Genomic DNA, 12948 nt, shown 5'->3' with positions numbered 1-12948 from the left:
CCTCAGGGCCAGTGAGCCGGGTTAAGGAACCGGTGGTGCGGGCGGTGTATCCGGCAATGCCACTACCGAGAGACGCACCTCATAATGCTTGGCGTTGCCGGCGGGGATCACTGAAGTCAGCTTATTGATGGTTTCGGTTGGATTATCACTGGCGGAAGTCGCGCAGAACAGTTCGCCACCGTGGCAGAAGCCCGGTTTGGGCATATGCCCGCCAGGGAATGGCGGTAAGCGGAAGCCTTGCTCTGCAGGCGGCGCATGTTTATCTGCCGGAGCCGGAGCGGAAAGCGCATTGACGCTGAACAGCGTCACGGCAGCCAGAACTGGCAGTGTCAGGAGTTTGATTGCATTTTTCATATCATCGTTCTCATTTGCCGGGATTGAGCCTAACCTACCCCGCCCCCGGCCGATGAGAAAGTCGCTTTTCACGACCTTTGCACCCCGATGATCTTTGCTTACATCCCACCGCTAACGTGATGAAAGTTTAAGGATTGTGTAAAGAGCTTAGGGAAAATCTTTATTAATAATCCGGGGCAGTGCTTTATGAAAAAAACTTGCCCCAGCCTATTTTTACGACTGCGTTTTTTTCTTCTGCCTGAAGTTTTCATCATCAATACAATAATGGTAGGAATCGATGATCAACCCCGTGAGTCGCAAGATGTTCTCAGGGCGATCGATAATGATATGCCCTCCCGCAGCAAGCTCCAAGCCCGCACGGACAATTTCGGCGTGCCTCTCCTCATTAATTTCTAACGGAAGCAGTACGGTAGGTCTTTGCTTATTGTCAAAATAGCGGAGGACCCAGCGGGTAGTTTTTCCCTGCACCAGAATGCTGTAATAGCTTTCAGTGTCCTTTGCTGTTAAATCCGCGCTCTCACCCAGAATCATCGCCACATTATCGAATAAAGCTCTTTCGGCATAAGTGGTCACTATCTTACTGTTTTCCGGATCAATGATCGGCGCTAACGGGTCAGCCTTGTTGTTTTCCGCCCCTTCACTGTACTCTTCGGATACCGCTTTATTTTCAGACGTTACAGACAACCCGGAAACGACCATTGCACTGACTGCCTTCTCAACGGCCAAACGAACCAAAGGAGTGATAGTTTCTAGAAAACGTTGATTAAGTTGACGTTGAACATTGGAGCGATTTGCCACATACCTGACAAAATCCATGTCTACGTCTCTCAGGCTGGCACTGATCGTTTTAGTGAATGATGTCAGGTAAATGCTCTCTTCAGCCAGTGTTCTCAGAGCTTCCGGCTGAAATTGGTCATGTCTGAACCTATAAAGTTGCTCAATATCGGAGTCGTTTAAATCATTAAAATCTATTTTTAGAAAGGGCGTGTCATCCATGATATTTTTATCTTTCAAGTCGGTAAAGAAACGCCATTCTTTTCCGTTGGTGATCGCAGAAACCGTGACTTCGGGTGTAGCATTAAAGTAACGCGATAACTGCGGGCTGTGATTTGTTAAGTTTTGATTGAAGGATTTCGCCTCAATAAACATGACAGGCACGGCATGACAAAAAAGGGAGTAATCAACCCGCTCGCCAACTTTAACCCCTGGAAAATCAGCCCCATACTCTGCTTTTACCTTGGTAGGATCGTAAGGATGGAAACCAAGGATCTCCAATAATGGTAAAATTAATGCCTGCTTTGTCGTTTCTTCCGTGTTGCAATGCTGGCCAACCGCAGACACATGATGCACATGCGCTTTAAGCTTATCTCTGAATGCATTCATCAACCATCCCTCTTGCTGTGTTAGAAATTCGTCATTTCTTAAAATCATATCTACAGAAAAATTTACTCTTTTCCACAGCACGGCCTTATAGGCTGCTGACTGTTTTATTTATTGAATTAAATAACTTTAAACATTAAATATATAGCAGAAAAAACCAGATTTAATCAAAGGGATTAAAACAATATTAATACACAGTTCAAAAATAATCAGTCAGGCGTTTTTAACTCTAAAAAAACTTATAGAAATGAAATGATATTCAATCACAATTAAATTTTACTGTTTGCGCTGCTTCTTTTTCAAACCTGATCGGCTGCTGGGGTTGGCGAACTGCAGGAGGGAGGGCTAACGAATGGATTTATCTACTAAAAAACTTCAAATCCGCAACATCACACAATCTGATTTAAACGGAGCGCAGCGGCAGACTGCGCTCCGGAGGAATTACTTGCCTTTGGTCAGCGTACTGTAGCTGGTCATCAGGTTGCGGTAATCGGGAATGTGGTTGGAGAACAGCGCGCCCAAGCCTTCGACATCGTTGCGCCAGTCGCGGTGCAGTTCACAGGCTACGCCGAACCAGGTCATCAGTTGCGCGCCTTCGGCTTCCATACGGCTCCAGGCCGATTGGCGCGTCAGTTCGTTGAAGGTGCCGGAGGCGTCGGTAACCACAAACACCTCAAAACCTTCGCTGAGAGCCGACAAGGCCGGGAAGGCCACACACACCTCGGTAACGACCCCGGCGATGATCAGCTGCTTGCGACCGGTGGCTTTTACGGCTTTGACGAAGTCGTCGTTGTCCCAGGCATTAATCTGTCCAGGGCGTGGAATAAAGGGGGCATCGGGGAACTGCGCTTTCAGCTCAGGCACCAGTGGGCCGTTGGGGCCGTCTTCGAAACTGGTGGTCAGAATGGTCGGCAAATTAAAATACTTCGCTAAATCACCCAGCGCCAGTACGTTGTTTTTAAAACGATCGGGATCGATATCACGTACCAGTGAAAGCAGCCCTGCCTGATGATCCACCAGCAAAACGGCGGCCTGATCCTTATCGAGGCGTTTGTAATTTGCAGTCATGGTTTACTCCTTTGGGGTTGATTGTTGCTACTAAAGATTGCCTTTGGCCGATCGGCCAAAGCGCAGAGGTTACCTAAGTGTAGAACCGGATCCGGAGGTGTTTTCCGGATCGGTTCTGAGGTGTGTCGAGGACTTAAACGGCGTCGTGCTCTGCCGCCATGCTGCCGAACTTGCCGCCGTTGAAGTCACGGAAAGCCTGCTGGATTTCCGCGTCGCTGTTCATCACGAACGGGCCATAACCGACGATAGGCTCATCGATAGGCTCGCCGCTCAGTACCAGCAAGCTGACATCGTTATTGGCTTCGATAGTGATCGAATCCCCCGCACGGTCAAACCTGACCATTTGAGTTTCGCGCACCACTTCCTCACCGTTAACCTGAATGGCGCCATGCAACATGACCAGCGCCAGCGTATGGCCTTCTTCCACCGTCAATGTAGTGGTGTGGCCGGCATTCAGCTTCATGTCCCAGACATTGAGCGGGCTGAAGGTGCGTGCCGGACCGGCGTGACCGCCGAAGTTACCGGCAATCACCCGAACCTGGCCTGCGCCATCCGCCAGCGTAACCACCGGGATATCCGCATTCAGCAGCGTCTGGTAACCCGGCTCAGCCATTTTGTCTTTGGCCGGCAGGTTCACCCACAGCTGGACCATTTCCATGGTGCCGCCGTTGCGCGAGAAATCCCGTGAATGGAACTCTTCGTGCAAAATACCCGAGGCGGCGGTCATCCATTGCACGTCACCGGGGCCAATCACCCCACCGCTACCGGTGGAATCGCGGTGCTCCACTTCCCCCTGGTACACGATAGTCACTGTTTCGAACCCACGATGCGGGTGCTGGCCCACGCCCCGGGTGCCGGAAGCCGAGCGGAACTTGGTTGGCGCGGCATGATCCAACAGCAGGAACGGGCTCATTTCCGCTCCCAAATCGTTATAGGAGAACAGCGAATTCACCAGGAAACCGTTACCGACCCAATGGGCTTCAGGGCTGTTGTAAATACCGAGGATCTTTTTCATCTTGAACTCCTGTTTCAGGTCTCACGACCTTAAGTTGATGCCAGAAGTTTAATCCTGCATCCTTTGCTGCAGTAGTAGGCAAGATGTACACTCAGCGTTCTAGATATGGAACGATGTTAAGGACGGGCGATGTTCACCGATTTGAATGATCTGTTTTATTTCGCCAGCGTAGTCGACCATCAGGGGTTCGCCCCCGCAGGCCGTGCGCTGGGTATTCCCAAGTCCAAACTGAGTCGGCGCGTGGCACTGCTGGAAGAACGCCTGGGTGTACGCCTGATCCAGCGCTCGACACGGCGTTTTTCCGTCACCGATGTCGGCCTGAATTACTATGCGCACTGCAAGGCAATGCTGGTGGAAGCCGATGCGGCGCAGCAGGCTATCGAACAAACCCGCGCCGAGCCGTGCGGCACGGTACGCATGTCTTGCCCGGTGGCCATCCTGCATACCCGAGTCGGCAGCATGGTGGCGGCCTTTATGGCCGATTACCCGAAAGTCACCGTACATCTGGAAGCCACTAACCGCCGGGTCGACGTCGTGGGTGAAGGCCTGGATCTGGCCATCCGCGTACGGCCGCCACCGCTGGAAGACAGCGATCTGGTGCTGAAGATTTTGGCGCAACGGACCTGGTGCATCGCCGCTAGCCCGGCGCTGGTGCGAACCCTCGGCCCGGTGGAACGGCCAGAGGAACTGTATAAATACCCCAGCCTCGATCTCGGTCCCGCTCGTGCGCAGCACCTGTGGCAGTTGACCGGACCCGCGGGGGAAAAAATGGAGTGGGAACATCGGCCACGGCTGGTGACTGACGATATGCTAATGCTGCGTACCGCGGCAATTGCCGGTGCCGGGATGGTGCAGTTGCCATCGATGATGATGCGTGACGACATGCTGCGCGGCGAGTTGGTGCAGCTGCTGCCCGGCTGGCAACCGCAGGGCGGCGTGGTGCACGCGGTTTACCCATCACGCCGTGGCTTGCTGCCGGCGGTGCGACTGCTGCTCGACTATCTGGGGCAGCAGTTCGCCAGCATCGAAGAAGAGTGATCAGGCGGTAATTTCGATGGCGTTACCGTCCGGATCACGGATGATCGCCTCATAAAAACCGTCCCCTGTCCAGCGTGGCGCCGCCTGCAGGATCCCCTCCTGCTGCGCGCGCTGCGCCAACTGATCGACACGGCTCTCCTCCCCCACCGACAAAGCAATATGCGCCCACCCCACACGTTCATGGGCCTGCTCCGCCGACAGCAGTTCCGGCAAACTCATGATCTCCAGCGTCGGGCCGGCAGCCAGGCTGACAAAGCGGGACACAAACCCCGGACGGTTGCGGCTAACGTATTGTTCCCCGGCAACGCCGTCAAAATACCGCTGCCAGAACGTCACCTGGGCATCGATATCGCGGGTCCAGAGTGCAACATGGGCTATTTTCATCTCAATCTCCAATCGGTGAATCGCTGTACAACACCTTGCCGCCGCTGTGAATGACCTGCTGTTCGAGCTGCGGATGGCTGTCGGGCGGCGTGACCAAATAATCGACGCGGTTGGCAGGCAAAAAGCTGTAGGGGGCATAGGTGTCAAGTTTGTCGCCGGTGCACAGCACCGCCAGGTTGCCGGAGCGTGCCAGCAGGCGTTTCTTGAATTGGGCATCCTGATAATTCAGCGCCGAAAAGCCGCTGCGGGGGTCATAAGCGCAGATGCCGATAAAAGCGAGGTCGAAATGAAAGCCGTCAATTTCCTGCACCGCTTTGGCATCCACACAGCCGCCAATGTCGGCATCCAGCTCACCGCCGATTAAAATCGTGCGGATCCCCGGCTGTTCCAGCATTTTGCCGGCAATAGTCAATGCGTTAGTCACCACCGTCAGCCGCAAATCGCGCGGCAACAGCTCGGCCAAATAAAGGTGGGTACTGCCGGCATCGAGGAAAATAACCTGCCCTTGCTTGACCAATGCCAGTGCAGCCAGCGCCAGCGCCTGCTTCTCGTCACCGCTCAATTGCAACCGTGCACTGATAGGGCCGGTTGCCGGCGTGGGTGCCAGCGCACCGCCATAAATGCGTTTACACAGGTTTTGTGCCGCCAACTGGCGCAGATCGCGCCGAATGGTGGCCTCGGTGGTTTTCAGGCGTTCCGCCATTTCAACCGCCAGCACCCGCCCCTGCTGCTGCAAGGTGGCGAGGATCGCGTCGTGGCGCTGATTGGGCAACAGTTTGGACATTCGGCTTCTCGATGGCGAACAAGTGATCACGAATGTACATAAACGTTCAACATCGTACAAATGATTTATGCCACAACACGGAAGGCAAGGGACGACAGGTGAGCCAATGATCGAAAAAGGGATAGAGTAACACGCAGGAATTTTACGGGGCTATTACCTCACCCCAAACGATTTGGCTATACTGAGGCAAGCAAGGTTACCGAAGAACGTAACGGCTTGGACGCTAAGGGAAAAAGATGCTGTCAAAAATTGCGAAGTGGCTATTTCAATTGCCGGGCAGGCTGTTTGGGGGCATTTTCAGGAGTCGCCTGACGATTTTTATCTTCTTTATGCTGATTGCCGTGGGCGTCTTCAGCGCCAAACGCTATCTGCGGGCCCATCAAAATGACGATGAGTTTGTCACGGCCACCACCACCGATTACAACCGGGCTATCCAGCGTGAAATGCCGATGCGCGAAGCACGCGAACAATGCGGCGGCCCGCTGCATGACAATGCCGGGCAACCCTGGCCACTGTCGGCAGGCTATCTGCACCAGCCGGAACGCAAAGCCGCCGACCAGCCGCAACAACTGACGCTGGATAATCAAAATAACGATTTTGCGGTGCTGGTCAAACTGGAAACACCGGGCGCGCCACAGCGTTTAGCCGAAGTGTTTATTCCCGCCGCCGGCAGTTTTAATATCAAAACCAATCCGGCCGGGGAATACGTGATGAAAATCAAAAATATCAGGACCGGCTGTAACTTCCGCTCCAAACCCTTCACCCTGAGCAATCATCAGGACTGGCGACTGTCGCTGAAACTGCAAACGGACGGCGGCGTGCAATACCAACCGATCAGCGATCGCGAGTTTTAATCACCGGGCTTATTTCTTCACCGGATGATCGCGGCGGAACAGTTCCCAGCTTTCAATTTCCTGGCCGTTAGGCAAGGTACAGGTGGAATACTGGCCATCGGCATTTTGTTTGGCATTCAGCTTACCGCCGATCTCGGTGCAATAAACGTCCGCCGGGTTCGCCATACCAATAGATTTCACCTGCGGCGGTGGTGGTGCGTCGTTAGATTTCATCGTACAGCCCTGCAGCATCGCCATCCCTGCCAACAGGGAGACCATCAGAATTTTTTTCATTTTTTCTCTTATCGCTCCCTTCCCATTTCAAGTGGCAGCCGCTGCCCAGCTTGTAATGCGACGGGGAAATTAAAAACGGCGGCCGCCGTAGCATGCCGCCGTTTAAGCTATCAGGAAATAAAGGACGCGCCCTGTTTCAGAACCAAATCACAGGCTTTTTGCTTCACTTTTTCGGTAATTTGCGACGTGCCCAGGCTGTTCAGATCCAGGCTCTTGCCTTCGCCGGTTTGCAGCAGACCACCCAGCCCTTGCTGGTAGTCCTGGCTTTTGGCGTTCTCAGTGCTGCTGATACCCAGCTTGCTCAGCAGCTGGTCCTTCACCGCTTCGGTGCTGTTACCCGACAGTACGTTGTTTTTTACGCAGTACTGCAGAATACCGGCGGCGTTGGTCATGCTGCTGGAGCTCAGCGCTTTATCGCCACCGTTCAACAAACCGGTCAGGGAAGACAGCGAGGTGCCGCCGGTGCTGCCACCCGATTGACTCAGTTCACCGGCCGCGCTGCTGAGAGAATCCATCAGTCCGGCAGCCTGAGCCGCGCCGCAGGTCATAGCGGAGGTCAATGTCAGTGCCAGCAGTAAACGATGTTTGGTGTTCATGAGGGTAAAACTCCTGTTTATCTCGCCATCCCTTCCGCTTGCCCCTGGCCTTTGGCGGCAGAGCAAAGCGGATGGGCATATCGTGTGCAATAAGCGCAATGCGCCGGGTCACCTCTTCGGACGCCACCAGCCGCGACAAGTTCCTTTTAGGGGACAATCCTGCGTTTTTTCAGAATTCAGGTAATTTTTTGGTCGAGGATTGAGCAGTTTTGCGGCTACGGGACGCCAGACTCGGCGCCCTGCCAGGGATCAGAACTGCCAACGCAGCCAGGCAAAGAATACGTTGCCGTTATTATAGGTGCCGGGAATGTAGGTGGCCTGGAAAGTCAGACGCTTGTAACCGATGGAAGCCAACGGCAACGGGGCCGGAATAGGAATGTAATTCCAGTTGTCTCGCGCAGTGACGCTGGCGGTAAAGCCCAGACCCAGACGGAAATCCTTGTCATCCAACGGACGCCAGATCTTCTCATAAGCGTAACCGCCAATCGGTTCCCACTTATTGAACGAGTCCTTGAATGCCATCAGATAAATACCGTGCCAGTCACCGTCGCTATCGTAGCGCGAGATGCCATAACCGGCGCCCCAAGGGCGCTCGTTGTACTTATCGATATGCTCGTCGTCGTAAGTCCAACGGTTGTGCCAGGTAATGGCCGGCAGATAGATGTCTTTATTCGGCGAGTTGTTCCAGGTTTCCGCTACGTTATCGGTGAAACGCTGCCACAACCCCGGTTTTTCGGCCTGCGCCGCGCTGCCACTTTCTGCACCAACCTCAGCGTAAGAAGGTAGTGCAGGAAATAGCAGCGCCACTGAGCAAGCCAAAATTGTCCGTTTAAAAAACATCATCAAACTCCTGTAAAAAATAAGGCCGGGGATTCTTACCTATCGTCCCATCAAGATCAAGCTGTATCTTATTTATCCAACCGTTTTCCCCTACCTCGTTGTCACTTGGTTAAGTTTAGCCGTGGATAGAGAGAAACGCGTCCGGCGGGGCGAACCGGGGCGCTCAGGCTACTGCGCCCCTCATGCACCGTCTGTCGGAATACTCCGCAATCATTCTTCCCGGCGAAGAAGATTGGCAATTCGCCAGTCGGCGACAGAACTTCTTTTCGGCTTTGACGTAGCGAAATCTTTACTGCCGCCTGACAAGCAAATGTAATCGCTGTCACGTTTTTTTCGGTCTTGAAAAGCCGTTTTATCGACTATCCCACTAAGCTCAGGCATCTACCCCCGCACGCAGCTGTAAATATGCGGTTACAACGCCGCCATATCGAGCCGCACCGACGAGAACGGGCAAATACCCGCCGTCATTTTTACCGCCCGGCAAAAGTACCGGGTGCTCATCAAGCGCGTCATGTTCTGCCGACGTCGGCCAGATTTTACATATCTATTACATTCGGTGAAAAATACCACCCGTAACATCGCTGGGGTTAATCTCGGCCAACCCCAACGTAAACCCGCAAATACAACAGGCTAGCTCCCCATACATCCGCCCTAACTTGAACAAGCCGATAGTTTAAATAATTGTTAATGCTAACGAGCGCAGCCCTGCCAGCACGGGACGAGCGTTTATTTCATTGTTCGCAACACAACATCACCGGCAATTTATTTTGCTGCTCTGTGCCTGATACAAGAAAGATAAAAAATCCGGAGAATGATATGAAAATCACTATCGGGGCCTTCATCCTGCAACAGCTCCGCACCCTGAACATCGATCGTATTTATGGTGTACCCGGCGACTATAATCTGGCGCTGCTGGAATTGATCGAACACGACGGCAATATTGAATTTATCGGCAACTGCAACGAGCTGAATGCCTCCTACGCGGCCGACGGCTATGCGCGATTAAAAGGTGCCGGAGCGCTGATCACTACCTACGGCGTTGGCGACCTGGCAGCCTTGTCCGGCATTGCCGGTGCCTACGCCGAATCCGCGCCGGTGATCTGTCTGTCCGGTACCCCGCCGCTGCACGCGATGAAAAACCATGAGTTGCTGCACCACTCGCTGGCCGACGGCAATTTTGATAACGTCATGAACTGCTTTAAGCAATTCACCGTCGCCCAAGCGTTAATCACGCCGGAAAATGCGGCGGTCGAAATTCCCCGCGTTATTTCCCGGGCCTGGACTGAAAAGAAACCGGTTTATTTGCAACTGCCTTCTGATATTTGTGATGTGGAAATTGAAATCACTCAGGCGGCAACCGCACCGCAATTACCACCCAGCGACAAATATAATGTCCAGCTGGCGGCCACGGCATTACTGACCCGGATTAAACAGGCGAAGAAACCGATTATTTTGGTCGACCAAATGGTGGATCGCTTTCAACTGCAGCAATTAGTGATCGAGGTCGCACATAAATTCGCGATCCCCCTTACCAACATGCCGACGGCCAAATGCATCATTGCGGAAACCACGCCGGGTTGGATGGGCGGTTACAGTGGCAACCTTTCGCGTCCCGAACTCTATGAACATATGGCGCACGCCGACTGCGTGTTGAGCTTCGGTGTACGGCTGGTCGATTCCACTACCGGTTATTTCTCGCATAACATCCCCTCCGAGGCACACATTGATGTTCAGCCGTTCTCGGTGAAGCTGGGCAACACTTCCTACCCGGCGGTGGCGACCGCCGATCTGCTGCAGGCTTTGCTGGCACTGGGTGAAGGCGTAGCCGATCACCACCCGGCCCCTCTGCCTGAAACACGTCACCGGCTGGCGACGCCAGGCGATACGCCGATCGATCAGGCCTATTTATGGCAACGCCTACAGCGCTTTATTCGGGCCGATGATGTGGTGGTGGTGGAGAACGGCACCTCGGGCGCCGCAATCGGCGGCATGCGCATGCCGGATGGCGTTCAGGTGGTCAATCAGCCAATCTGGGGCTCGATTGGCTATACCCTGCCGGCGCTGCTGGGCACCATGATGGCCGCCCCCGATCGCCGGCATCTGCTGTTTATCGGCGACGGTTCCTTCCAACTGACCGCTCAGGAAGTATCTACCCTGCTGCGTTATGATCAGAAGCCGATTATCTTCTTGATCAATAACGACGGTTACACCATCGAACGTTATATTCTGGGGGAAAACTCGTCGTACAACGATATCGGGCCATGGGACTACGCCAAACTGCCGGCGGTGCTCAATACCCAGGCGACGCCATTCAGCGTGGCGGTTGAAACCACCCAACAGTTGGAATTGGCGCTGGAGCACGCCTCGCGTCAGGATCGGCTGGCCTTTATCGAAGTTAAAGTGCCGATGATGGACACCCCGCCGGTGATGAAGGAGTTCTGCAACCGCTGCAATAACTTTAACTTCGGCCTGACTAATCCGCGTCGCGCTTAGCCTTGGCGAGATCCGCCGTAGCTCAGAGCTCGGCGGATTGCCCCAGAGCTTGCACCACCTGTTGCTGCAACCTTTGCAGTAGCGGGTGTTGTCGTTTGCCCCCCAAACGCAACGCATGCGCCACTCTCGGCAAGGGTAACCTACGCTCAAATACCGTCTCGATCTGCACCCGCCGATCGACAGATTGCTGATTGAGCAGACCCATTCCCATACCGGCGGAAATCGCTGCCAACATACCGGACACCGAAGGGCATTCCACCGAGACCTTATGAGCAATACCCGCGGCGTTCAGACGCTCTTCAGCCAACCGGCGGTAAAAACAGTCCGGCCCGTAGCTGACCAATCTCACGCAGTCTCCCGACTGATAGCGCCAGCCGGGCGGCACGCACCAGTGAATCTGCTCCGTTGCCAGCACCACATCTTCTGCGCTTAACGCATCGCAGAACTGCTGATGCAGCACCAGATCCAACTCGCCCTGAGCCAAGGCGTGACGCAATATCTGGCTTTGATCGATGACCAACTGCACGTCAACCTGCGGATGTTGATGGGTAAAAGACGCCAGCAAGGCGGCCAACTGGGGCAGCGACATCTGCTCTGTGGCACCAAAACGCACCGTCCCCTGCAGTAAAGAGGGGGAAAAATGCGCCAATGCCCGGTCGTGGGCCTGCAAAATCTGCCGACCATGCAGCAGCAGCGCCTCACCGTCTACTGTGGCGGTCAACGCAGCTCCCTGACGATCGACCAGAGTGCGGCCCAATTGTTCTTCCAACCGTTTGATTTTCCAACTCACTGCCGACTGACTGAGGTTTAGCTGTTGCGCTGCACGCGTCATGCTGCCGGTGTCGGTGACGCTCTGCAGCGCCCGCAATGCATCAATGGATAAACGCTGGTTCATAAACGCCTCATGACAAAAGTTGGTTTTCATCACCATAACTTGTCATTGGCGTCATGAAAAGGCGAGAGGTAGGCTGGATATTCAACGCGATAATGGGGAGCAATCATCATGAACGGCTTCACTTCTCAGGTTAATCAGCAGGTTATTATTCAGGGGCATCGCATTGCCACCGGCATACAGGGAGAAGGTAAACCACTGGTATTGGTGCACGGCACCCCTGCCCATTCGATCATCTGGCGGAATTTACTGCCCCGCCTGACGGCGGCTGGCTTCCGGGTTTATTACTATGATCTGCTGGGCTACGGCGCGTCGGAACGCCCCTTGTCGGCAGAGACCTCAATTGCTGCGCAGGCGGATTTACTGATCGCCCTGCTGGATCACTGGCAACTGGACTCCGCCCACGTGTTTGGCCACGATATTGGTGGCGCGTTATCACTGCGCGCGGCTTTCAGGCACGCCAAACGCTTTCGCTCACTGACCATTGCGGATATTTGCAGCTACGATTCCTGGCCTTCCCCCACCTGGCGCAGCATCCGCGATAACTACCGTCAGTACGCCGTCATGGACGCCTTACAGCACGAACAAACCCTAACGCGTCAGTTGGGAATGGCCGTGTTCAACAAATCGCGGATGACGGGAGAACTGTTGCAGAGCTATCTGGCTCCCATCGTCGGCGTACTCGGCCAACCGGCCTTTTATCAGCAGCAGATCGCGCATTATGATGCCCGCTATACTGATGATTTCGCGCAGCGTCTGCCGGAACTGCGTCTACCGGTGCAAATCCTGTGGGGCGAGAACGATGAATGGCAGCCGGTCAGTTACGCCTACCGTTTGCAAGGTGACATTCCCGGTGCCAGGCTGCAGGTGATCCCGCAGGCGGGGCATTTTTTAATGGAAGATGCACCAGAGGTCGTAGCACAACAGCTGGTAGCGTTTATTCATTCACTTTAAACCGGGCAAATGCGCTCAGGAGA

14 protein-coding genes are annotated in these 12948 nt (G+C 54.2%); 4 read left to right on the top strand and 10 right to left on the bottom strand.

What is annotated here, in order from left to right:
* Positions 1-21: 21 nt before the first annotated feature.
* The 4 genes from ACGS9J_RS05485 to ACGS9J_RS05470 all read right to left on the bottom strand — a co-directional run bounded on the left by ACGS9J_RS05485 (position 22) and on the right by ACGS9J_RS05470 (position 3817).
* Positions 22-354 (bottom strand): hypothetical protein, encoded by a 333-nt coding sequence (locus tag ACGS9J_RS05485; RefSeq protein ID WP_442230022.1) that lies wholly within the window; start codon positions 352-354, stop codon positions 22-24.
* Between the two features lie 213 nt (positions 355-567).
* Positions 568-1737 (bottom strand): type I restriction endonuclease, encoded by a 1170-nt coding sequence (locus ACGS9J_RS05480; protein WP_442230021.1) that lies wholly within the window; start codon positions 1735-1737, stop codon positions 568-570.
* Positions 1738-2175: 438 nt separating this feature from the next.
* Positions 2176-2802: an isochorismate family cysteine hydrolase YcaC gene (ycaC, locus tag ACGS9J_RS05475; RefSeq protein WP_020825407.1), complete on the bottom strand. Its 627-nt coding sequence runs from the start codon at positions 2800-2802 to the stop codon at positions 2176-2178.
* 133 nt (positions 2803-2935) lie between these two features.
* A complete protein-coding gene (locus ACGS9J_RS05470; protein WP_442230020.1) occupies positions 2936-3817 on the bottom strand; it encodes a pirin family protein in 882 nt (293 codons plus the stop codon).
* Positions 3818-3946: 129 nt separating this feature from the next.
* Here ACGS9J_RS05470 and ACGS9J_RS05465 point away from each other — a divergent pair, with 129 nt between their 5' ends.
* Complete coding sequence (locus ACGS9J_RS05465; protein ID WP_442230019.1) at positions 3947-4855, top strand: LysR family transcriptional regulator; 909 nt, start codon at positions 3947-3949, stop codon at positions 4853-4855.
* On the opposite strand, the gene ACGS9J_RS05460 is transcribed toward ACGS9J_RS05465, so the two are convergent.
* Together ACGS9J_RS05460 and ACGS9J_RS05455 are read right to left on the bottom strand one after the other, a co-directional pair.
* Entirely contained in the window at positions 4856-5239 is a 384-nt protein-coding gene (locus ACGS9J_RS05460; protein WP_442230018.1) for a VOC family protein, read from the bottom strand.
* A 1-nt stretch (position 5240) separates the two neighbouring features.
* Positions 5241-6023 (bottom strand): DeoR/GlpR family DNA-binding transcription regulator, encoded by a 783-nt coding sequence (locus tag ACGS9J_RS05455; RefSeq protein ID WP_442230017.1) that lies wholly within the window; start codon positions 6021-6023, stop codon positions 5241-5243.
* A 236-nt stretch (positions 6024-6259) separates the two neighbouring features.
* Between ACGS9J_RS05455 and ACGS9J_RS05450 the strand changes: the two genes are divergently transcribed.
* Positions 6260-6877: a hypothetical protein gene (locus ACGS9J_RS05450; protein ID WP_442230016.1), complete on the top strand. Its 618-nt coding sequence runs from the start codon at positions 6260-6262 to the stop codon at positions 6875-6877.
* Positions 6878-6886: 9 nt separating this feature from the next.
* On the opposite strand, the gene ACGS9J_RS05445 is transcribed toward ACGS9J_RS05450, so the two are convergent.
* The 3 genes from ACGS9J_RS05445 to pagP form a co-directional block, all read right to left on the bottom strand.
* Entirely contained in the window at positions 6887-7150 is a 264-nt protein-coding gene (locus ACGS9J_RS05445) for a putative hemolysin (protein WP_442230015.1), read from the bottom strand.
* Between the two features lie 110 nt (positions 7151-7260).
* A complete protein-coding gene (locus tag ACGS9J_RS05440; protein ID WP_442230014.1) occupies positions 7261-7746 on the bottom strand; it encodes a DUF2501 domain-containing protein in 486 nt (161 codons plus the stop codon).
* A gap of 249 nt (positions 7747-7995) precedes the next feature.
* The gene (pagP, locus tag ACGS9J_RS05435; RefSeq protein ID WP_442230013.1) at positions 7996-8589 is read right to left on the bottom strand and encodes a lipid IV(A) palmitoyltransferase PagP; all 594 of its coding nucleotides are present in this window, start codon (positions 8587-8589) and stop codon (positions 7996-7998) included.
* Positions 8590-9402: 813 nt separating this feature from the next.
* Here pagP and ACGS9J_RS05430 point away from each other — a divergent pair.
* The gene (locus ACGS9J_RS05430; protein WP_442230012.1) at positions 9403-11079 is read left to right on the top strand and encodes an alpha-keto acid decarboxylase family protein; all 1677 of its coding nucleotides are present in this window, start codon (positions 9403-9405) and stop codon (positions 11077-11079) included.
* A 22-nt stretch (positions 11080-11101) separates the two neighbouring features.
* Here ACGS9J_RS05430 and ACGS9J_RS05425 read toward each other — a convergent pair whose 3' ends face one another.
* Entirely contained in the window at positions 11102-12010 is a 909-nt protein-coding gene (locus ACGS9J_RS05425) for a LysR family transcriptional regulator (protein WP_442230011.1), read from the bottom strand.
* Positions 12011-12082: 72 nt separating this feature from the next.
* Here ACGS9J_RS05425 and ACGS9J_RS05420 point away from each other — a divergent pair, with 72 nt between their 5' ends.
* On the top strand, positions 12083-12925 hold the full coding sequence (locus tag ACGS9J_RS05420; protein ID WP_442230010.1) for an alpha/beta fold hydrolase: 843 nt from the start codon (positions 12083-12085) through the stop codon (positions 12923-12925).
* Positions 12926-12948: the final 23 nt, after the last annotated feature.

The organism is Serratia quinivorans, from assembly GCF_052113645.1.
Classification (GTDB): Bacteria; Pseudomonadota; Gammaproteobacteria; order Enterobacterales; family Enterobacteriaceae; genus Serratia; species Serratia quinivorans_B.
This window is presented reverse-complemented; position numbering and strand designations above follow the sequence as displayed.